Origin of the sequence: Pseudomonas sp. M47T1 (assembly GCF_000263855.1) — a bacterium.
GTDB lineage: Bacteria > Pseudomonadota > Gammaproteobacteria > Pseudomonadales > Pseudomonadaceae > Aquipseudomonas.
This window is the reverse complement of sequence record NZ_AJWX01000001.1, coordinates 1-20496: the sequence shown is the minus strand read 5'-3', so window position 1 is coordinate 20496 and position 20496 is coordinate 1. Positions and strand designations below refer to the sequence as shown.

Here is a 20496-nt window from a genome sequence, read left to right as displayed (position 1 = left end):
TAAAACAGAAACATTCAGCCACTCTTATCTAAAACCCGGACTGGTTTTATCTGCCAGCATGCCGATAATGCGACATGTTGTTACTTTTTCCTGGACGAGGGCCCAACAGCCTATGTGGTACAACGGTTTTCTTGACCTGTCAGCCTGGCAACTGGTGGCAGTCACCCTGTTGATGACCCATGTGACGATTGTCAGTGTCACTATCTACCTTCACCGCTATTCCTCCCACCGTTCGCTGGAACTCAACGGCGGGCTCAAGCACTTTTTCCGTTTCTGGCTGTGGCTGACCACGGCGCAGAACACCCGCGAGTGGACCGCCATCCACCGCAAGCACCACGCCAAATGCGAAACCGTGGACGACCCGCACAGCCCCGTGATCAAGGGCCTGGGCACGGTATTGAGCCGCGGCGCCGAGCTGTACCGCGCCGAGGCGCAGAACGCCGAGACCCTGCGCATCTATGGCAAGAACTGCCCCGAGGACTGGATCGAGCGCAACCTGTACTCGCGCTATCGCCTGCTGGGCGTGCTCCTGATGCTGGGCATCAACCTGGCCTGCTTCGGCGCCATCGGCCTGACCATCTGGGCCATCCAGATGATGTGGATTCCCTTCTGGGCCGCCGGCGTGGTCAACGGCCTGGGCCACGCGGTGGGCTACCGCAACTTCGAATGCCGTGACGCCGCCACCAACCTGGTGCCGTGGGGCATCATCATTGGCGGTGAAGAACTGCACAACAACCACCACACGTACCCCAACTCGGCGAAGCTGTCGGTACGCAAGTGGGAGTTCGACATGGGCTGGATGTGGATACGCATCCTCTCGTTCATGCGCCTGGCCAAGGTCCAGCGCGTTGCGCCCATCGCCCACCGGGTGGAGGGCAAGGGCCACCTGGACATGGACACCGCCATGGCGATCCTCAACAACCGGTTCCAGATCATGGCCCAGTATCGCAAGCTGGTGATCGCGCCCTTGGTGACCCAGGAGCTGGCGCGGGTGGACGCCTCGGTTCGCCATCAGTTCCGCCGCGCCAAGCGCCTGTTGTCACGCGAAACCAGCCTGCTGGACGACCGCCATCACCTGCACATCCAGACCATGCTGGAGCACAGCCAGGCGCTGAAGGTGATCTACGAGAAACGCCTGGCGCTGCAACAGATCTGGGCCCGCACCAGCTCCAACGGCCACGACATGCTGGCCGCCATGAAAGACTGGGTGCACGAAGCCGAAGCCAGTGGCATCCAGTCGCTGCGTGACTTCGCCACGCAACTCAAGACCTACTCCCTGCGCCCTGCCCTCGCCTGACACCGTCCATCGGCACGCCTCCTGCCAAAGGCGTGCCGATCGGAACTTCATTACGAAAAATTAATCTCACGAATGATCGCCAACGCGGCGGGACCTGACGCGTCCATACGTCAGTGCTCGGCCCCACCGTGACATTCGAGATTTCGTGATGATGGTCAACAAACAACCGCAGTCGTCGCCCTACCCCCAGATGCCTGCCGCGGCCGAGACGCTGCTGGCGCTGATGCATGCCCAGGGCGAAGTGGCGCGGTTGAGCGAACGCGAACAGCTGTTCAGTTCGTTGCTGGTCAGCGTCAATGCGGTGTTGTGGGCCTTCGACTGGGAAGCCCAGCGCATGATCTACGTCAGCCCGGCCTATGAGCGCATTTTTGGCCGCTCCGCCGGTTTGTTGCTGGCTGACTACAACGAATGGCGTGACAGCATCTACCCCGACGACCTGGACTACGCCGAGCGCAGCCTGGCCGAGGTGCTGGAAAAAGGCGCGGTGGAAGACCGCGAGTACCGCATCATCGCCGCCGACGGGCAGATTCGCTGGCTCAGCGACAAGTGTTTCATCAGCCAGCAGGTCAGCCCGGACCAACGGGTGATTGTGGTGGGCATTGCCGAGGACATCACCGAAAAGAAGCACCTGGAAGGCGAACTGCAGCGCCTGGCCACCACCGATGTGCTGACTCAAAGCAGCAACCGCCGACACTTCTTCGAATGCGCTCACCGCGAGTTCGAACATGCCCGCCTGCAAGGCTCGAACATTGCTTTCCTGTTGCTGGACATCGATGACTTCAAGGTAATCAACGACACCTATGGTCACCAGGAAGGCGACATCGTGCTGCAACGCATTGCCGAAGCCGGACGCGCAGTACTGCGCCGCGGCGACCTGTTCGGGCGTATTGGTGGCGAGGAATTCGCTGCGGTATTCCCCGGCTGCAGCCCGGAAGTGGCCCAGCAGATTGCCGAACGCCTGCAACGGGAAATTCAGCGCCTGAGCTTCAACCACAACGGCCAGGTGTACGGCGTTACCGTCAGCCAGGGCCTTACCGGATTGAACGAGGACGATGAGTTGCTGGACAACCTGTTCGCCCGCGCCGATGCCGCGATGTACCAGGCAAAGCGCCAAGGCAAGAACCAGATTGTGATGGGCTGACACGGCTTTTTTTACTGCGCACGTCTTCTGTGGGTGCGGGGTCTGCCCGCGAAGAAGGTCTCCCGTTTCAACAGGAACACCGTGGCGGCTGCTTCGCGGGTAGAACCCGCTCCCATCGTGTGAAGCACCATCCGGTGGCACACAGCTCGGGTCAGTTACGGCGCAGGCGGGTGAGTTCGGGCAAGGTCATTTTCAGTAACCTCGCGGTCTTGCCATTGGCAATCGGCTCAAGGCTTTCCCCAGGCTCCAACCGGGCCAACTGGCCCGCCAGGTTCATGGCCAGCGTGTCGCGGCCGTATACGCCGCCGCCCAGGTGGTAGATCGCCGCAATCAACTCGCGCAACTCCAACGGCAATCGCCAGCGCGTTCGCAGCGCCGAACCGAACGCCGCGCCAAATTCGCCAAGGGCTTTTTCCACCTGTCCCTCCTCCAGCGCGCCACCGGCCAACTGCCATTCCTGCAGGGCGCGCAGCAGCGCCAAGTCACCCAGGCAATGCAGCAAGCCGGCGCAATAGCAGCGCTCCTGGTCCACGTCCAGGTTGCGTGCCAGGGTGCGCGCGTATTCCGCTGCGTGCAGCGAATGGCTCCAGAAGCGCTCGGCATGGCGTGACAAGCCCGGGTCCGAGAGCCGCGCACTGCGCTTGAGGGCCAACCCTAGAATCAGGTTCATGCTTTGGGTCGCACCCAGTTTCTGCAAGGCCTGCAATAACGTCTGCACCGGGGCATCGCGGTGGTGGGCAGCGCTATTGGCGGCGGCAATCAGCACAGCGGTGATCTGCGGGTCGGCGCGGACTTCTTCCTCCAACTGTCGCAGGTTGAGGCCGTGGGGATTCAGGGCGCGCTTGATGGCGACCTGCACATCGGCCATCAGCGGGCCGCCATCGGAATGCTGGCGGCGTTCTTCCAGAAAAGGCTCCAGGCGCATGCCCGCCGTCAGCGCCGGGATCTCGCACACCACTTCCTGGCCAACCTCCAGCAGCAAGGTGTGCAGGCGCTCCTTGAGGGAGTCCAGGTTCAACGGTTTGGTGAGGTAGGCGGTAGGGCTCAAGGGCACGGCTTCGCGCACGCTGGCGACGTCGCTGCGGTCGCTGATGAGAATGAAGGGGATGGTGCGGCGCGAGCCTTTCTGGCGCACAGTGCGCAGCAGGTCCAGGCCATCGCCCCCCGGCAGTTCGCGCGCGGCAATCACAAGGTCGGGGCTGCGTTGCAGCAACCGAATGGCGTCCTGGCCATCGGTACACACGTCGAGCTGCGCATCGCAGCGCACGCTCAACAGCATTTGTATCAGCAGGTCCCGGGTCCAGGGGTCGGCTTCGGCAATCAATACCCGTGGAATTGCCGGGCTATCCTGCGCACTCATGGCTTTCACTCCGAAGGCATTGCCTACAGGTTATCCAGACATTACGCCCCACGCCTTTGTTCAACGCAAAAAAAACCCGCCGAAGCGGGTTTTTTGTTCATCGCGTCACACTTACGCCAGTTCGGCGAAGCACGCCTCGATGATGGCCAGGCCCTTGTCCAGCTGCTCGTCTGGCGCGGTCAGCGGAACCAGGATGCGCAGGACGTTGCCGTAGGTACCGCACGACAGCAGGATCAAGCCCTTGTCGCGAGCTTTGGCAACCACCGAGGCCACGGCCGCGGCGTTTGGCTTGTGGTTGTCGGCGCCTTCGAACACTTCGACAGCGATCATGGCGCCCAAGGCACGCACGTCACCGATGATCGGGTGCTTGGCCTGGATGGCCTTCAGGCCCGTTACCAGGCGCTCGCCCACTGCCTTGCTGCGGTCCAGCAGGTTTTCTTCTTCGAACACTTCCATTACGGCCAGGGCCGCGGCGCAGGCGATCGGGCTACCGGCGTAGGTGCCGCCCAGGCCGCCTGGAGCGATGGCGTCCATGTACTCGGCCTTGCCGCACACACCGGCCAGCGGGAAGCCGCCAGCGATGGATTTGGCGAAGGTGGTCAGGTCAGGCGCGACGCCCATCTGTTCCATGGCGAAGAAAGTACCGGTACGGCCAGCGCCGGTCTGTACTTCGTCGGCGATCAGCAGGATGCCGTGCTGGTCGCACAGGGCACGCAGGCGCTTCATGAACTCTTTCGGCGCGACGTAGAAACCGCCTTCGCCCTGAACAGGTTCCAGAATGATGGCAGCGATATCACGCGGCTCGGCATCGTTCTTGAATACGCGCTCGATGCTGGCAATGGAATCGTCAACGCTGATGCCGTGCAGTTCGCACGGGTACAGGGCGCGGAACACGCCGCCTGGCATCAGGCCCATGCCGGCCGAGTAAGGCACGACTTTACCGGTCAGGCCCAGGGTCATCATGGTGCGGCCGTGGTAGGCGCCGGTGAAGGCGATCACGCCGGCACGGCCGGTGGCGGCACGGGCGATCTTGATGGCGTTTTCAACGGCTTCGGAGCCGGTGGTCACCAGCAGGGTCTTCTTGTCGAAGTCGCCTGGCACGCGCGCGTTGATCTTTTCGCACACTTCAACGTACGGCTCGTAGGCCAGTACCTGGAAGCAGGTGTGTGTCAGTTTGTGCAGTTGGGCTTCAACGGCAGCGATGACTTTCGGGTGCACGTGACCGGTGTTCAGTACCGCGATACCGCCCGCGAAGTCGATGAACTCACGACCTTCAACGTCGGTAACGGTAGCGTTCTTCGCCGAGTCGGCGAAGATCGGGTGGATTTGACCAACGCCACGTGGAACGGCTGCCTGGCGGCGTTGCATCAAGGATTCGTTTGTCTTGCTCATGGTTTTCCTCATTCGCCGCTCATCGGGCGGCGTGGTTCAAGGATCAAGCAGCGGGGGTCAACGGCGACAGCATACGATGATCGACTGTCGCGGCCTCCCGGCTACCAAAAAGGGTTTGAGTGCTACATAAAGCCGCCGGAACGTCGCTCTCGCGCCCCGGCGGCTGCAATACCGCTGCGGATCAGATCGAAATGCAGAGGTATTTGATTTCCAGGTAATCTTCGATGCCGTACTTGGAGCCTTCACGGCCCAGGCCCGAGGCCTTGATGCCGCCGAACGGCGCCACTTCGTTGGAGATCAGGCCGGTGTTGATGCCCACCATGCCGTACTCCAGCGCTTCGGCAACACGGAACACACGGCTCATGTCACGGGCGTAGAAGTACGAGGCCAGGCCGAATTCGGTGTCGTTGGACATGGCGATCACTTCGGCTTCGTCTTTGAAGCGGAACAGTGGCGCCAGCGGGCCGAAGGTTTCTTCCTTGGCCACGGCGGCGTTCTTCGGCACGTTGACCAGTACGGTCGGCTCGAAGAAGTTGCCTTCCATGGCGTTGCCGCCGGTCAGCACGGTGGCGCCTTTGCTCAGGGCATCGGCGATGTGTTCCTTGACCTTGGCCACGGCTTTTTCGTCGATCAGCGGGCCGGTGGTGGTGCCTTCTTCCAGACCGTTGCCGATCTTCAGCTTGTTCACCGCGACTTTCAGCTTCTCGGCGAAGGCGTCGTACACGCCGTCCTGCACGTAGATGCGGTTGGCGCAGACGCAGGTCTGACCGTTGTTGCGGTACTTGGAGATGATCGCGCCTTCGACGGCCTTGTCCAGGTCTGCGTCGTCGAACACGATGAACGGGGCGTTGCCACCCAGCTCCAGCGAGACTTTCTTGATGTCCTTGGCGCACTCGGCCATCAGTTGGCGACCAATTTCGGTGGAGCCGGTGAACGACAGTTTGCGCACGATCGGGTTGCCGGTCAGCTCGCTGCCGATGTCGCCGGCGCTGCCGGTAACCACACTGAACACGCCTTTCGGAATGCCGGCGCGCTCGGCAAGTTCCGCCAGGGCCAGGGCCGAGTATGGGGTTTGCGAAGCAGGCTTGAGCACCATGGTGCAGCCAGCGGCCAGGGCCGGGCCGGCTTTACGGGTGATCATGGCCGCCGGGAAGTTCCACGGGGTGATGGCCGCAGTCACGCCGATGGGCTGCTTGATCACGATCAGGCGCTTGTCTGGCTGATGGCCAGGGATGGTGTCACCGTAGACGCGCTTGGCTTCTTCGGCGAACCACTCGATGAACGAGGCGGCGTAGCCGATTTCGCCCTTGGCTTCGGCCAATGGCTTGCCTTGTTCCAGGGTCATCAGGCGGGCCAGGTCATCCTGGTTTTCGATCATCAGTTCGAACCAGCGGCGCAGCTTGTTGGAGCGCTCCTTGGCGGTCAGTGCACGCCAGGCCGGCAGCGCCTTGTCGGCGGCTTCGATGGCGCGGCGGGTTTCAGCGGCGCCCATCTTTGGCACGGTACCCAGGATCTCTCCCGTGGCCGGGTTGTTGACCTTGATGGTCTGGCCGTTGTCCGCGTCAGCCCATACACCGTCGAGGTAGGCTTGCTGGCGGAACAACTGAGCGTCTTTAAGCTGCATGTCGGCTTCCTTAACAGCACCGTGCGCACACGGAGCGATTGTTGATTATTGGAAAGGGCGTTCCATGGGGAACTGCCGTCAGGAATTCAGTAACCGGGCGTATCGTGTTTGCGCCTGGGTTTTTACCCACGCCGCAAAGCCCCCACGCAGGGAGCGTTTGAAATCTCAAACGAATCCTAGGAGCAATGGGGGTAAAGGACAATAGGCTGTTCGGAAAAAAGAACAAAATTCCCCCCAACGGCAACATTTTCTGACTGGCGCAAGGGTTGGACCACCCACCGTGCGAAATCGTCCACATATCAGCGCAATAGACGCCCACCCCCGAGATGGGTATCATGGCGCCCGCTTGCACTTGTAGCTCAGCTGGATAGAGTACTGCCCTCCGAAGGCAGGGGTCGTGGGTTCGAATCCCGCCAAGTGCGCCATATAAAAGAAAAAGCCCCGGGGTTAGCACCCCGGGGCTTTTTGCGTTGACCGGGCTTAGAAACAATTACTGCCAGCGAACTTTTCGGGCCTCAACAGCTCGCTGGCAAGCCAGCTCCCACACCTGTAGCAGCTGCCGCCAGGCTGCGTCGCGGCCAAGGCCGGCTCCTACCACGGACAGTGTGGGAGCCGACCTTGGTCGCGATGCAGGCACCGCTATTCATCCTGACACCACCCCCCACCTGTGGGAGCGGGTTCTACCCGCGAAAAGAACACCGCGAAGTATCTGAACTACCACGGCGTCCTCTTCGCGGGCAGAGCCCGCTCCCACATGAAGACAGTTGCTGCTACATCTATTGCAACGTGCCAGCCTTGTTTGCCCGCTTTGGATCAGTTGGGCGCCTGTGTTCCCTTTAACAACTTCATCTCACGCCTTCCTGCGCCGAACTCGCCAGGCAACCAGCCCCGCACAACCGAGCACCAATACAGCGATCACGGCATAGCGATACTGCCGCAACCACGACCGCGCATCCCGCCACGCATGCACATACGGGAAACGCGCCGCCGCATCGAAGTCAGGCTCCACGCACTGGTGGCCGAAGTCCTCGGCAAAGGCCACAGCTGCGCCTTCTTTGACGTAGCGCAGGTACACCTTCTCCGCTCGTTCCTGGTCGTTCTGCACGAAGTGCGTGGCCTGGCACAGCACTGCCGCAAAGGCTTGGGAGCGTGCAGGCACGTTGTCCGCCGCCTTCAGGGCCTGCTCTACGGCTACGTAGCGGTAGTGGAAGCGCTGTGGCTGCGGCTCGGTAGCGGCATAGCGTTGGCGCTCGCCGTCGGTGACCAGCGGGCCTGGCAGGTCGGAAAGGGCACGCTGCTCGGCGGTGTCACGGGGCAGCGGCTTGCCGTCGGCACCGTTGCGAGGATAACTGTAGCGGCCGGCGCCATAGGTGTAGGCGCCGCCGAACTCAGCGAAGTCCGGGGCCTGTTCGTAGCCCATGATCTCCATGCCGTGCTGCCGCGCCAGCGTGGCGGCCGCATACCAGGCACGGGCGCGGGTGGTGTCGCGCCAGGCGTGCTGGGCATCGTCCAGCGCGGCGCCGTAGGCCTTGGCCCAGCCACGAGCGGTAGCGGTCACCCGGTAAGGCTTTTCGGTTGTCTGGTCATAGCTGGTGTCCACGTTGCGCGGGTCGCTATCCTCGGGGAAGTAAGACAGCGCCTGCTGGATACGCCCTTCCCGCACCAGGCGGCGAGCCAACAGTGAACGCAAGCGGTCACCCTGGGTAAAGCGGGGGTAGCCGTTCTGCGTACTCCACGCAGAAAATTCCTGCGGGCTGAAATCCTTGAAACCGGCGGGCGTTGCCGGGACCGCGGATGCAGGCACATGCTGGTCGACGTAAGCCTTGAGTTCATCGACGGTCAGCACGCGCTCGGCCACGTAGGCCATGTCGCCGTAGTAATCACCGCCGCTGTATTGGCTGCCACCGGCCGCGATCTGCGCCGCCCTGTAGAACTGATCCAGCGCCTGCACGTAGTCGCCACGCGACAGCGTCAGCACGCCCTGCTCGCCCTTGATCTGCGCGCCCACCACCGGCTCCACACTGCTGTCGAGCCTGGGGAACGACTGGGATGCCTGGGCATAGGCCTGCGCGGCGGCGGCCGTGTTGCCTTGGCGCAAAGCCAGCTTGGCTCGTACCCAGCCGGCCAGGGCGCTGGACTGTTTGTCGACCAGCGCCTGGGCCATGCCGTAGTCACCCACGCGGTAGGCCAGCGCGGCCAGGCGGTCGGCGCCTTGCACTTGCTGTAGATCTTTTTTGCGGATCGCCTCGACCAGCGTCTTCAGCACAGCATTGCTGGTGTAGTCGGCGGGGGTGTCGGCATTTTCACCCAGCACATCACTGGCTCGCCCGATGGCGTAGGCCACCAGCAGCCGTTGGCTAAGCGGATCATCAATCACCGACGCTGCGGTATCGCCATCGCTGAGCAACCATTCGGCGAGGATGCGCAACGACTGCTGGCCGATGTCCGAGCCACGCGCGGCCTGCTCGGCATACAGCGCGATGGCGCGCTGCAGGTTCGCGGGTGTGATCCGGTTGGGGCATTCAGTGCCATTGGTGAAGTCGGTGTAATCGCAGCGTTGCTGGGCGTTTACCAGGTACAGCCTGGCCTCTTCGCCGTAGCTACTGACGGCCAGGCCCCAAGGGTCGGAAGCCCCGGCCAGTGCCAGGGTTCGGGCCTGCCTGAAGGCCTGCGCTGCGGCGCTTTGCTCGCCACGCTCGGCGTGCAACCGGCCCAGTGCATACGCTGCCCACACCGAACGGGCCGCGCCCTGCTCCGCAGGCAGGTCCAGCACCGCCTGGAAACGCTGCGCGGCCAGGGCCTGCAATTCATCCACGCAACCTTGCGCCTCTGCCGCACAGCGTTGCGCCGCCTTCAGATCCACCGCGCCGGTGGTGTACAGCCGCAAGGCAGGCGGCAGCGTGCTGCCCAAGGCGTACGCGCCGCCATCGCTGTCGGCCTGACGCATCGCTTGCAGGGCGGCCCATTGCGCTGCGGGCAACGAAGCCTGATCAGGCTTGTCCGGGGTGACGGGTTCGCCATAGGGGTTGTTGTCGCGTTCATTCGCCTTGAGCGCGTCCGCAGGTGTAATCCAATGCGCCGCCTCGAAGGCGAACGAATTGCCCGGCGGCGACACCAACGCCTGCGCACGATCATCCAGCACCTGCAGCGCAAAGAACGGCCCGCAGGCCATCACCGCCACGGTGCCGGTCGACAGGGCGACGGCGATGACCGCCGCCAGCTTTTTACGATTCCACATGCAGCGATTCCTTTCCTTGTTCACAACGAAGCCAGCCGATGGGGCGCTGCCTGCCGGGCCGAAGCAGCCCGGGTTCGCGCGCCTGGAACACCAACCCATCGGCATTGCGCTCCATGAAATAACCATTGATGGCGTCCGCTGCTGCGCAACGCCCTGAGACTTTTATCGTGGCCGGCGGCGTGCCGTCGCCCACACCGGTATTGGCCAGCACCAAATCGAACAACTGCGGGTCGTCGGTGCTGCGCAGCTGCGCGGAGATGACCGGATCAATCGGCGCATGCGTCAGCACCGCCCGCCAGGTTGCCGGGCTCCAGGCGCGGGAATCCTGCTCGGTGGGCAGACGAAACCAGACGATGCCGGCCAGGCCCCGGGGCGGGTCGGCGGCAAGCTGGCGAGTGAAATCCTGAAGGTTTTGCGGGTCGGCCATCAGCTCGTGGGCCTCCATGCCGGTGACCAACATGGCGCGCTCGCTCTCGATGCTGACCACACGGCCGTCACGGTCCCAGGCCACGCGGCTGCCATAAGCGGGCAACGCCACGCGCCAGGGTTTGTGCATATGAGCGGCGAAAGTGTCGAGCCAGGTGCGCGCTGCTTGCGGGTCGAACAGCCCAACCCTGGGGTTCTGCACGGCGTGCACCTGAAGCACCGCTTCGTCGACCTGGGCCAGTACGGCGTCCAAAGCGTTGCTGTTCAGCCAGGTAGGCAAGGCCGTGATCGACAGATGTTCGTTGCCTTGCAGAGTGGCACGCAGGCTGGCCAGCCAGTGCGCGTAGGCAGGGAGCCGGGCGGTGGCGCAGTCGTGGTCGATTTCTATCCCGGCCAGGGGGACGCCGCTGGCGCGCCATGGCTGCAGGGTACTTTCGACTTGTTGCAGCAGGACCTTTTCATCGAATCTGGCGAGCTGGCCGTCGATGCGTATGACGGCGATGATCGGTTTGCCGCTGGCCTTCAGTGCAGCCCAGTCCGGTGCCGTGGTTTGCCACTGCCCGTTGGCATCGGCCTGCGCCGCCAGCACGCGCCAGTGGCTGATGATGTCGGTGTTGGACTGCACGGCAGCCACTAGCGCGGGCGTCCACTGGCGTTGCCAGATATAGGCGTCGTTGGGCAGCACCACGGGTGGGCGTGAGCAATCTTGGGCGATGGTCAGCAGCAGTGTGGCCAGGGCCAGGCGGACGAGGGATAGGGGCATATGAGGGGAGGCGAATTCCGTGTCGCGGGGTGGGGAGTTTACCCCATGCGCCGCTGGCAAGGTCAGCCGCTGCCGACAGGCTGCGCTGGCCCTTGTCTAAGCTGGAGATCTTTAGTGGACTCCAGGGCCAGCGCAGCCTGCGGCAGCCGCTACCTGATCATGCCAGTACCGATGACCATGAAAAACTTCTGGGGCTCGAGCATCAGCTTGTTCCCGTAGCCTGCGCGGGAAGGCATTTCAACGCCTCGTCCTGCTTCACGCCTTGGCCCAGCAGCCAATCAATGGCCCGTTGCGCATCAGTATCACCCGCCGTCAAAGCGGCCCGGGAGCAAGCCAGCGCCCTAGGCAAATCCTTGGGGAATATTTTGCCTGTCTGGTAAGCCTCCCCGAGCGCCAGCAGGCTGCCCGCACTGCCGGTGTTCGCCGAATTCAGCAGCGCCGCCTGGGCCTTGTCCGGTGCCAGGCACGCGCCAGTGTAGGAGGCGTCCCCTCCATCACAGTAGAACTCAGCGAGCCCAACGGCCGCGTCAGGGATACCTTTTACCCCAGCCAAAAACAGCTGTTCCGTTTTGCCGTAGCCGGGGAACGCGGCCATACCTGACAGCCCAAGGCCTGCAGCGCTGAGACTGATTTGCGGGTCACCGGAGGCTGCCGCGCAAACCAGGTAGTCCATCGAGGCCTGATAAAACTCGGCGGTCAACGGGTAACGCTCGGGGCCACCCAACCCGCCATACACCCCCGCTCTCGCCATGCAACGCTGCTCGACAACCGATAGGCCAGGCGAGCCGGACAGCGACAGTTGGTCGTCACGCACGGACCAGTCCTCGATACCTGACAGCAGCCAGCAACTGTTAGTGTGCTTGAAGGTGTAAACCTTGATATTACCGAGGCCGGCGCGCTTGTCGGTGTAGGTTGCCGACTTGCCATCCGGGGTAACGTCGACCGCCGCAAACGATACGTCTGCAGGCCTCATCAGCGGGAAATGCAGGGCGCGCGAATCCACCATGGGCTGGTAGGGAACCCACTCGTTGGCCGCCGACTTGCGCAAAGTGAGCTTGCGGACGAAGTGTTGTTGGAAAGCGGATTGCAGAGACACATCGCTGGAAAAAGCGGACAGGAACCGGTTGAAATCCTGGGACGGGCATTGGGTTTGCGCAGGTGTGGCGTGTGCGGCCAGTGGCAATGCGCTTGCCCATGGCAGCGCCAGGCACAGCCTCTTCAGGCATGAGGCGATTTTCAATGGATATCCTTATCTGTTCACGCCACCGAGGGCCAGCGCAGCCTGCGGCAGCGGCTACGCGGCAGCGTGCGGCCGAAAATATTACACTACGCAAGCCATCGGCCGAGTCGGTCATTTTCAGAATGCACTGGCCACGCTGAAACATGAGATTCGTCGATAGCGCCGGCTAGTCCGGTAAAATTTTTCTCTCAAACATAAAATATTCAACCGCCTCACAAACCCGATCTTTACTTCTGGTTCTAATGCTTCCGAGGTCTTGATCAAGCTCAGGCATGCCCCCCATGGGCGGCTCGGTCAAACTATCGAAGCTGACGATGAACTCACCTTCCGGATCCCCCTCAGGCTCGTATACACACTCGAACGCAAGCCGCGCCTCCAGGCTATGCCCTCTCAATAGAGACGAAGCGTAGAACCACGTCATGGTTTCAGGCGTTGGCTGCACGTCATAAAAATTATTCAGGCTGATCGTCCAGCCGTTTGCAACCCTTAACGGCTGCAGTTTTTTCCAGGTATCTGTCATCGTTTCTTCCTGCAGGTGCCAGCCATCAATTAGTCTGGACCACGCCGATGCGCCGGCCAGGCGAGCCTGGTCTACCAGCGGTAGCAGCCGTTGCCAGGTGGCTTCGATGCCAGGCCAGTACCAGCGGCTGTCTTGTTGGGGATGCAGACTGAGGGAGACTCCATGGTTTTGGGCAAACGTTCAGTCGGGCGCATCACTTCAAATTGAACCCATTCTTGTGGGACCGGGCGTCAGCTCGGGAAGGGGGGTGCCGCGGATGGCCTGACGGGCCCCTTCCCGAGCTTCGCCCGGTCCCACGGGATGGTGGCCCCCATCTGCCAGACAGTTCGACGCGCCGTGTTATTTTTCAAGACGAATGAGCTTCATCACATGGCCATCGAACTCGTAGTAACGGGTGTAAAACCCATCCGGCAGGTGGCGGCCGTGCTCATCAACCTCTCCGCCTTGGCCTATACCACCAACGATGATCATTCGACTGTCTGCGCGGGTGGTGAAGTCGAAGCTCTGCTGCTCGTCCTCCACTGCCGCCAGATAAGCGTCTGGGAAACTCGCCACGACTTTGCCGTTGAGCACATCGATGACCTCCCCACACATGGCACCACCACCGCAGCCCACACCGTAGGCTACATAGTGCCCCGCGAGGTTGGGCCGCTGCAGGGCCATGGCGCGTCGAGTTGCCTGCACTCCTGGGCTGTCAGGCTGGGTGGCGACGTAGGGGTGGTTGGTTATGGTGCGGTCGATGGCAACGGGGTAGTCCTTGAATGCGAGGGCTTTCTCACCTGTGGCCGCAAACGCCTGAGTACCCAGCAGCGTGCAGGTCACGATCCCAAGGACTGCGAGCCCAATAGGCCCAATTTTTCGAGTTTGAGCGCGTAGCACTTTATGGGCCACCACCACGCGCCCTTCACGCAACTCGGGTTGCAGCAACGCCATGAGCGATGCGCAAGCCCTTTGAACAACCGTCCCGTACACGCTCACTGGCTACACCCCAAGGCCTGGTCTGCATCGCAGGCAACCTTGTCGGTAAGCGCCTGGAGGGTATCCTTGCCAATAGCCTTGCAGGCAATGTCCGCCACAGGTGCACCTGCCTGGCTCACTACCGTTACCCCTGCTGTCCTGGGATTGCCCGGCGAGCCTTCACCGTCGTAGTTGCTGTAGACGGAGTAGGCGTAGGACCCGCTGGTGAAGCTGATCTGGGAATAATCCGTCTGGTAACGGAAATAATGGTTGCTCTTGAATTTGGCCAGCGAGTCTTTGAGCTGCGCGGGGTAGACCAGCTCTGGCTGGGGGCCGCGACCATAGCGGTATTGCAAACCCGAGAGCTCGCCGGCGGCATCGTAGCTGCCGCACAGCGCGATCTGTTTGCCGCTGGCGGTATCACACTGGAACAGGGCGACGCTGTCGAGGCAAAGGTTGGACGGTGGGGTGGAGGCGTTTGCCGCCGCTGACAGGCATAGCGTGGCAAGCAGGGTGTAGGTCAAACGCTCGAGAGTTTGCAGGCGCATGGCGGCTGGACTATTCCTTGTCGTGGAGTGGCGGGGCCAGGCATCAACGCCCAAGCATTACTGCCTGCATGCGCGACTGGGCCTGCTGAACGTTCTTGGCCTGTGTGTTCAAGTCTTGAAGCAGGGTGTTCAACTCCGCTTGCACCTTGGGGTCCTGGACCTTGACCACGGGGCCATTGATCTCGATCTGAGCCTTATGGGCATCAAGGTAATCCGCCACCTTCAAGGTACTGTCCATGGCCGCGTTGATTTGTGGCAGCACCTGCAGGAAGGTAGTGGCCGGCACACTGACCACCTTGTCGTAGGCCTTGTCGTACACCACCTTCAAATCCTCCGGCTGCTTGAGCTGGGTATGGGCACCGTCAGCCTTGGCCTGTGACTGCTTGAGCTGCGCGCCCATATCGTTCAAACCACTTTGCACCGTCTTGAGGTCATCACGGTGTGCAATCACATCGTTCAAGGAGCGCACCGCCGTTTTCTGGACGAGGTTGCCAAGGGGCTTGATGCTGGCGTCCATTTCGCTACTGAAGTCGGTGATCACGGCGTACTGCGCCGCGTAGTCGCCGAAGGACTTCGATTCATCCGCCGTAGGATGCGGGACCCGAACGCCGGGCTTGTCGACGACGCGCGTCTGCAGGAATTGTTTGAAAGCCGCGCGCTGATCGGGCTCGCTGCTGCCGCAGGCGATCAGGGCAAGGGGAAGTGCAAGGGCGAGTAACCAGTGGGGGCGGAACGTGACATTCATGTCGAAGAATCTCCAGAGAAAAACGGGGCCGTGGCAGGGGGCTCTGCTGCGGGGGCGCAAGCTTATCGCGTCTCAACGTCACCGCCAAATGCCGGGGCCAGCGGGCTTGTAGTGTTACGGCGCTTGCGGATCCAATTCAAAACTCTCAAACTTCGCGCCCGCTGAATTCTCTACCACGCACGCACTACAGCGTTGCGTGCCTGCATTGACGGGCCGTGCGCATTAAACCGCGGCACCGCGCCACCTCCGGTCGAATGGTTCGATCAGAAAAATCCACAAGGAGTGGAATATGAGCACTACCGAGCAACTGCACACCCCCGACGTAAGCCCGAAATGGCAAGAGCGCTTTGCGTTCTTCGAGCAACACGGTGGGCCCAGCAGTCCAGGCTTCAAGGAAGCGTTCAAGGCACTGCCCAAGGGCAAACGGATATTGATCAACATCAACATCATTGCTGTGTTCTTTGGTCTGATCTATTTCTTCGTGCTGGGCTTGTGGAAGAAAAACCTGACGTTGATTGCCATCGTCCTGGGTACCACGATTGGCATTAACTTCGCTTTCTATGCCATGGGGCATGACATGCCGAAGTGGCTGGATAATGGGCTCAATATTGCGTTCGGGCTGACGTATGGTTTTACTGCCAACTACGCCTATTACCTGAAGAAGGTGAAGGGTTCGCAAAGCTGGAATCCGTTCGAAGGGATGCGCTGGATCTGACACCAGGTAAACGCGAAACCGAGCAGTGCGGTGTTGCACTGCTCTTTTCCTTGAATACGGTGCCAGCCAAGTGACAGGCAGAACAGCTCCGCAAGTGCCCCGCTTCCAGCAACTGTTATGGCTAATAGTCGCCTAATCACCGGCACTCGTAGTGGACTTCAGCCACTCCGACAACGCATCGCCATCCATGCGCCGGAACGGCTCGCTCTCATCACCACTGGCCACTTCAACGGCCACCGCCGTGGTGGGCGCCGCTCGGTCATGCACGATATAGATCGGCTCGTGGCCCAGACTGCGGCTGCGCCCGCCAGCAATTGCGCGGGTCTCCGGCCATTGGGTGGTGAGTTCACCCATCGAGGCATACACCCGTGTCACATCAACCCCGCCAAGGTGCGCATCGACCACACTAATCGGCTTGCCCGGCTCGTTGGCAAACCCTGAAAAGGCACCAGGTTGAAGTTGCTGCCGCCACTGATCCTCGAACGCTGACAGCAGGTCGGGATAACCAGCGTTCAGTGGCGCATCGAGCCCGCACACCGCCTTGGCAATCAGCGCACCCGTCATGCCATCGCGGATGGAGGCGTAGATACAATCGACCACCACCCCGGCGTGACCGTGACCCAGCGTGAAATACGCTTCGTAGGGGTGCCCCGAAGCGACAGCGTCATAGTGCAGCGCCGCACGGCCGTTGAACCTGACCAGCGTGCGGGTATTCTCGCCCTGTGTGCCGAGCACATCCTTGACCAGTGCCTCACCTCCGGCCCAGGACGCTTGCAAGGCGCCATCAGGCATCGACAAGTACTGGCCGACGCGGCTGGCAACCGGGCTTTGTATGGTGACTGCACGCGGGCATTGGGCGCGTTGCAATGCCTCGGCCGGAATCTTCGCCGCCCGGCCGCTGGCCTGCATCTGCCCCACATAGGCCTGATACAACGGGCAGGCCGCGGCTTTTTCGCCGGTGGCCCAATAGGCATCCGCCAGGTTCAGCGTGGCCACAACCCGCTGCGGGTAGCGCCGGTGGATGGCTTCCAGCAATACCCGCGCGGCACCTGCGTTGCCGTTGGCGGTGAGGTAAAACGCGTAGTCGTTTAGCACCCGGACATTGCTGTCATCCAGCACGCCCTCCAACTCATGAAGCATGGGGAAAGTCACGGGACCGTGAACGTTATCCTGCCGGGAGAACAGCGCGCTGGACGCCCCTTGCTTGAGCGCCTCCCGTATCGTGTCGACGTCACGCAGAATGTCGGCACGCTGTTGCGCGGCACTCATTTTCTGCGGGGTGGCGACGTTGGTGTTGAAGTCGGCAAGCCGGGTGCAACAGGCGATACGGGCGACGTTAACGTGCTGTGGGGCCGAGCCTGAATGTGGCACCGCAGGCACCTGTTCACGCCACGGCTCTTCCCAACGGGCGATCCGGTACAGCACCCAATCGCCCGCCTGCGGGTTCCAGCGAAAGCTGTATTCAGTCTGCTGGGCCAAGTGCACATGGAAGTCGAGCATCAAGGTGAAGCTGTCAGGGAAGTAACCTGGCCCCAGCCCACCGTCACCGAATGCAAACAACCCGGAACTGCTTTGGCCTGTGGCGGTGCGGATGACGGTCAGCCGTGACAACTCGTCGGTTTCGGCGTGCTGCTGGTAGGTGTAGGTGCTGGTGCTCGAGGCGCTGTCGGCGTGGGCGCTGGTGACCATGCAGGCCGCCAAAAGCAGGGGGATCAGCCGACTCATGGCGTGTGCTCGCCTGCCTCGACGCCCGCCAGGCGTTCGACGACCCTGGCAGGGATTCGACCAGCGTCACCTTTGCGCGTCATTGCCTGGCGATAGTCGGCGTAAAACCGCTTGGCCAAGCCTTGTTGCCCCACCGCCCAATACGAGTCGGCGATGTTCAGTTTCAACGGCACACGGTCAGGGGCGATGACGGACAACCGCTGATAAATTTCCAGCGCGGTGGCATGTTGGCCACCCTGGGCGAGGTAGAAACCGATGTCGTTGTAGGCGGCCACGTTGTTTTCAGGGGGGAAGCAGGCCATGTACGAGCCGACGCCTGTGGACAGTAAATCCATCGTGCTTTGCAGCCGCCTATTATCCGCGGCATAGGTGCGGGCCCGCGCGGCGAATTTCGCTGGCGAGCGGTACTCGCCATCAAACTTCCAGATGCCGCCATTTCGTACCTTCCAACGGTTTCCTTCCCACTGGCCGTCGCACTGGTTGCTGGATTCGCTAGCCAGCACGCACCCCGTCTCCATGGAAACGGCGTCGCAGTAGTTCTGTTCGGAATTGACTGGCGCCTCGTCAGGCGGGTAAACCAGGCCGAATTCCTTGCGCTCGATCAGGACGATTTTTTTGTCTGGCGACAAATAATCCGTGTCTGTTTCAGTCACTGTGCCGCCGTTCGCGTCACCGGGTGCCCCGGCAAGAAAGTACATCCGGAACGGCGCACCGGCGCCATGAAACTCCAGCTTGCGCCAACCGCCAAAGCGCTCGTCCCACTCGCTGAACTCGAGTCGGTGCCCGGCTGTGCCGGTAATCGTCGCAGGGAATTGGTCGGGTGGGTTGGAGGCGAAAGCGGGCGCCAGGTTGAAGATAAAAAGCAGGGCAAAAGCAATTCTGGAAGTCATGATGACGGCAACGAAGTCCTTGTCGCGGGGGCGCAGTATAACGGAGGGCGGGGGCCGGGGGTGCTCGATGCGCCGACACTTTGGGCATAAGTACTGCGGTGTGGCGGGCAAATGAACAGATCGATTCGTCAGCTGCGCACAGCGCTGCTTCGTCATTGGCCCATGTCGGATTAGCGTTATTCGTACTTTCTGGTAGCGGGATTAAAGTTCAACATCTGCAGCGTTTGACGCTTCATATCAAGCGGAGCGCCATTGATCTTATTTTTCACATACACATAGCCAGTAATGGGTTTGAAACCAGTCGGCGCGGCCAACTTCCCAATAGAGACCTCCGAAGAATAGTCGCCACCCACGTTGACTAGAAACCCCTTACACTGAATGAGAATTTCATGAATGGTTTCCTTGCTTGACCCCGCGCTCGCGTACACCTCAAAAATCACATCATCATTTCCATCGCCATTCAAATCACCTTGATATACGACTCCACCGTCCTCTGTCAGCCACCCTGCATCCGTCAAACTCGACAAGACCTGCTGAGTGTTTCCGTTCTCCATCCACGATGACAAAAAACTTTTCTGCGCGGGCGCTGAGCACACATCAACGGCGCCCGCCAAAACAGTGGCAGGCAGGAGGCCACAGAAAAACAAACACAAACGATTCAAAACTCCCTGCATACATTCCCTCTGCTCGGAAGAAAAACCATCTCCGGTAAAATCACCCAGCCCCAAAACGTGGCTACTGAGCTCTAATCAGCACTTCGCCGGGGATTTCCAGCCTTTTTCCCGTGCCAGTCATTTCAAGCACATACTGCCGGTAATAATCCCTGGCCTTTTCCTTATCTTGTAATCCCCAAAGCGCGTCTGCAATATTCAGCTTTAATACCATACGATCCGGCACAACTGATTCCACCTGACTCAAAAGCTTATAACTGGCGGAAAACGCACCTGCTTGGCCGAGCGCATACCCAATATCATTATAAAAAACAACATTGGTGCGTCCCAAAGGCTCCCGCTGGAGCAAAGCGGTTAGCCTATCTGCGGTGAGGTAGCCGGTAACACCGTCATAATCAAGATCCGCTAACCGCTGCAAAACGACGCTGTGGGCCGTCGACAAAGATTCATCGCCCGTGCCGGAAAGCGAATCCCTAGCCCGGCGTGTCAGCAGATCATGCGTCCCATAGAAAAAATAGTCTCTGGCGCCCGCCTCCGTCGATCCTTCGTACCCAGCAAACAGGTTTTCCAACGCTGGGTTTTCGTGCAGCTTGCCGTCACTGGTCTCTGTATAAACAAAGCCTCGGTAAGCGACGCCTTTGATCCCTAGCCCGGAATGATCCACCCTCCATGTACAAACGTAAACCAAAGCAGTCTGCCCGTGCTCCTTCAAGGTGAACGCGGTCAACACGTCAGGATCCCCGCCTTCCGGCTCACATCTACCAGACAGCTGGTAAGCCGCCCCACCAGGGCCTGACAGCGCAGCTCTGACCCCTTGGCCGCCGGGTGCCTGGTACCGAGAGAAGGTGATGGTATTCAGCCCATGCACGTGACTGTCCAGTGCGACAGTGTGGTCCTCTGCACGAGCCAAGCTGATCATGCTCATCAGCAGAAAACTCAAGCCTAACCTTGCCATTCCGCCGCCCTTCATCTGTTATCTGTCATCCTGAAATCCGTAGAGAAACCGTCGCCGGCAACACAAAATTTTCAAGCATTTGAGCCCACCATGGATTCGACACCCCCACCTATCGTCCTTCCGCAATGTAGTGGTCTAATGAAACCGGACACCCATTTAGGCGAGAATGCTCGCCACAGAGAGGTGTCTGATGACCAAGCAACGTCGTACCTTTACCCCTGAGTTCAAGCGCGAGGCGGCGTGCCTGGTGCTCGACCAAGGCTACAGCCATACCGAAGCAGCCCGTTCG

Annotated in this window: 18 protein-coding genes and 1 tRNA gene; 5 read left to right on the top strand and 14 right to left on the bottom strand. The window is 61.1% G+C overall.

The annotated features are described in order from the left end of the window. Positions 1-112 precede the first annotated feature (112 nt). Positions 113-1297: a delta-9 fatty acid desaturase DesA gene (gene desA, locus PMM47T1_RS00095; protein WP_008364611.1), complete on the top strand. Its 1185-nt coding sequence runs from the start codon at positions 113-115 to the stop codon at positions 1295-1297. Between the two features lie 151 nt (positions 1298-1448). Further along, positions 1449-2438 carry a GGDEF domain-containing protein gene (locus PMM47T1_RS00090; protein ID WP_043300609.1) on the top strand — a complete coding sequence of 330 codons (990 nt, stop codon included), beginning with the start codon at positions 1449-1451 and terminating at the stop codon, positions 2436-2438. Between the two features lie 151 nt (positions 2439-2589). On the opposite strand, the gene PMM47T1_RS00085 is transcribed toward PMM47T1_RS00090, so the two are convergent. From PMM47T1_RS00085 to gabD, 3 genes are all read right to left on the bottom strand, one after another. Further along, complete coding sequence (locus PMM47T1_RS00085) at positions 2590-3798, bottom strand: response regulator (RefSeq protein WP_043300585.1); 1209 nt, start codon at positions 3796-3798, stop codon at positions 2590-2592. Between the two features lie 111 nt (positions 3799-3909). After that, complete coding sequence (gabT, locus tag PMM47T1_RS00080) at positions 3910-5190, bottom strand: 4-aminobutyrate--2-oxoglutarate transaminase (protein ID WP_008364606.1); 1281 nt, start codon at positions 5188-5190, stop codon at positions 3910-3912. Between the two features lie 181 nt (positions 5191-5371). Next, positions 5372-6814: an NADP-dependent succinate-semialdehyde dehydrogenase gene (gene gabD / locus PMM47T1_RS00075; protein ID WP_008364604.1), complete on the bottom strand. Its 1443-nt coding sequence runs from the start codon at positions 6812-6814 to the stop codon at positions 5372-5374. A 348-nt stretch (positions 6815-7162) separates the two neighbouring features. Between gabD and PMM47T1_RS00070 the strand changes: the two genes are divergently transcribed. Then, positions 7163-7239 (top strand) — tRNA-Arg (locus PMM47T1_RS00070). 425 nt (positions 7240-7664) lie between these two features. On the opposite strand, the gene PMM47T1_RS00065 is transcribed toward PMM47T1_RS00070, so the two are convergent. The 7 genes from PMM47T1_RS00065 to PMM47T1_RS00035 form a co-directional block, all read right to left on the bottom strand. Next, on the bottom strand, positions 7665-10052 hold the full coding sequence (locus PMM47T1_RS00065; RefSeq protein WP_008364602.1) for a hypothetical protein: 2388 nt from the start codon (positions 10050-10052) through the stop codon (positions 7665-7667). Then, positions 10039-11241: a DUF3142 domain-containing protein gene (locus PMM47T1_RS00060; protein WP_008364600.1), complete on the bottom strand. Its 1203-nt coding sequence runs from the start codon at positions 11239-11241 to the stop codon at positions 10039-10041. Before PMM47T1_RS00060 ends, PMM47T1_RS00065 begins: the two co-directional genes overlap by 14 nt. 202 nt (positions 11242-11443) lie before the next feature. After that, on the bottom strand, positions 11444-12481 hold the full coding sequence (locus tag PMM47T1_RS00055) for a hypothetical protein (RefSeq protein ID WP_008364598.1): 1038 nt from the start codon (positions 12479-12481) through the stop codon (positions 11444-11446). Between the two features lie 166 nt (positions 12482-12647). Continuing rightward, positions 12648-13001: a hypothetical protein gene (locus PMM47T1_RS00050; RefSeq protein ID WP_008364596.1), complete on the bottom strand. Its 354-nt coding sequence runs from the start codon at positions 12999-13001 to the stop codon at positions 12648-12650. 339 nt (positions 13002-13340) lie between these two features. Beyond that, positions 13341-13934, bottom strand: a complete 594-nt coding sequence (locus PMM47T1_RS00045; protein WP_008364594.1) for a hypothetical protein — start codon at positions 13932-13934, stop codon at positions 13341-13343. A gap of 41 nt (positions 13935-13975) precedes the next feature. Then, the gene (locus PMM47T1_RS28580) at positions 13976-14506 is read right to left on the bottom strand and encodes a hypothetical protein (protein WP_008364590.1); all 531 of its coding nucleotides are present in this window, start codon (positions 14504-14506) and stop codon (positions 13976-13978) included. A gap of 43 nt (positions 14507-14549) precedes the next feature. Continuing rightward, positions 14550-15251 (bottom strand): DUF3053 domain-containing protein, encoded by a 702-nt coding sequence (locus PMM47T1_RS00035; RefSeq protein WP_008364589.1) that lies wholly within the window; start codon positions 15249-15251, stop codon positions 14550-14552. Positions 15252-15540: 289 nt separating this feature from the next. Here PMM47T1_RS00035 and PMM47T1_RS00030 point away from each other — a divergent pair, with 289 nt between their 5' ends. Then, positions 15541-15966 carry a DUF2628 domain-containing protein gene (locus PMM47T1_RS00030; RefSeq protein ID WP_008364587.1) on the top strand — a complete coding sequence of 142 codons (426 nt, stop codon included), beginning with the start codon at positions 15541-15543 and terminating at the stop codon, positions 15964-15966. A gap of 132 nt (positions 15967-16098) precedes the next feature. Here the strand turns inward: PMM47T1_RS00030 and PMM47T1_RS00025 are convergent, their stop codons facing one another. From PMM47T1_RS00025 to PMM47T1_RS00010, 4 genes are all read right to left on the bottom strand, one after another. Beyond that, positions 16099-17691: a tetratricopeptide repeat protein gene (locus tag PMM47T1_RS00025; protein ID WP_008364585.1), complete on the bottom strand. Its 1593-nt coding sequence runs from the start codon at positions 17689-17691 to the stop codon at positions 16099-16101. Continuing rightward, positions 17688-18581 carry a tetratricopeptide repeat protein gene (locus PMM47T1_RS00020; RefSeq protein WP_008364582.1) on the bottom strand — a complete coding sequence of 298 codons (894 nt, stop codon included), beginning with the start codon at positions 18579-18581 and terminating at the stop codon, positions 17688-17690. The genes PMM47T1_RS00025 and PMM47T1_RS00020 overlap by 4 nt, the downstream gene beginning before the upstream one ends. 176 nt (positions 18582-18757) lie before the next feature. After that, positions 18758-19309 carry a hypothetical protein gene (locus PMM47T1_RS00015; RefSeq protein WP_157212930.1) on the bottom strand — a complete coding sequence of 184 codons (552 nt, stop codon included), beginning with the start codon at positions 19307-19309 and terminating at the stop codon, positions 18758-18760. A 7-nt stretch (positions 19310-19316) separates the two neighbouring features. After that, complete coding sequence (locus PMM47T1_RS00010; protein ID WP_157212929.1) at positions 19317-19982, bottom strand: tetratricopeptide repeat protein; 666 nt, start codon at positions 19980-19982, stop codon at positions 19317-19319. Between the two features lie 415 nt (positions 19983-20397). On the opposite strand from PMM47T1_RS00010, the gene PMM47T1_RS29495 reads away from it, so the two are divergent. Beyond that, positions 20398-20496: IS3 family transposase (locus PMM47T1_RS29495; protein WP_008364576.1), on the top strand; the 99-nt coding region annotated here is incomplete at its 3' end.

Bases quoted from the DNA above. Each gene is read 5' to 3' on its own strand.
- PMM47T1_RS00090 (WP_043300609.1), top strand. From the start codon at position 1,449: ATGGTCAACAAACAACCGCAGTCGTCGCCCTACCCCCAGATGCCTGCC.
- PMM47T1_RS00065 (WP_008364602.1), bottom strand. From the start codon at position 10,052: ATGTGGAATCGTAAAAAGCTGGCGGCGGTCATCGCCGTCGCCCTGTCG.
- desA (WP_008364611.1), top strand. From the start codon at position 113: ATGTGGTACAACGGTTTTCTTGACCTGTCAGCCTGGCAACTGGTGGCA.
- gabT (WP_008364606.1), bottom strand. From the start codon at position 5,190: ATGAGCAAGACAAACGAATCCTTGATGCAACGCCGCCAGGCAGCCGTT.
- PMM47T1_RS00035 (WP_008364589.1), bottom strand. From the start codon at position 15,251: ATGAATGTCACGTTCCGCCCCCACTGGTTACTCGCCCTTGCACTTCCC.
- gabD (WP_008364604.1), bottom strand. From the start codon at position 6,814: ATGCAGCTTAAAGACGCTCAGTTGTTCCGCCAGCAAGCCTACCTCGAC.
- PMM47T1_RS00020 (WP_008364582.1), bottom strand. From the start codon at position 18,581: ATGACTTCCAGAATTGCTTTTGCCCTGCTTTTTATCTTCAACCTGGCG.
- PMM47T1_RS28580 (WP_008364590.1), bottom strand. From the start codon at position 14,506: ATGCGCCTGCAAACTCTCGAGCGTTTGACCTACACCCTGCTTGCCACG.
- PMM47T1_RS00050 (WP_008364596.1), bottom strand. From the start codon at position 13,001: ATGACAGATACCTGGAAAAAACTGCAGCCGTTAAGGGTTGCAAACGGC.
- PMM47T1_RS00025 (WP_008364585.1), bottom strand. From the start codon at position 17,691: ATGAGTCGGCTGATCCCCCTGCTTTTGGCGGCCTGCATGGTCACCAGC.
- PMM47T1_RS00030 (WP_008364587.1), top strand. From the start codon at position 15,541: ATGAGCACTACCGAGCAACTGCACACCCCCGACGTAAGCCCGAAATGG.
- PMM47T1_RS00085 (WP_043300585.1), bottom strand. From the start codon at position 3,798: ATGAGTGCGCAGGATAGCCCGGCAATTCCACGGGTATTGATTGCCGAA.
- PMM47T1_RS00060 (WP_008364600.1), bottom strand. From the start codon at position 11,241: ATGCCCCTATCCCTCGTCCGCCTGGCCCTGGCCACACTGCTGCTGACC.
- PMM47T1_RS00045 (WP_008364594.1), bottom strand. From the start codon at position 13,934: ATGGCGTTGCTGCAACCCGAGTTGCGTGAAGGGCGCGTGGTGGTGGCC.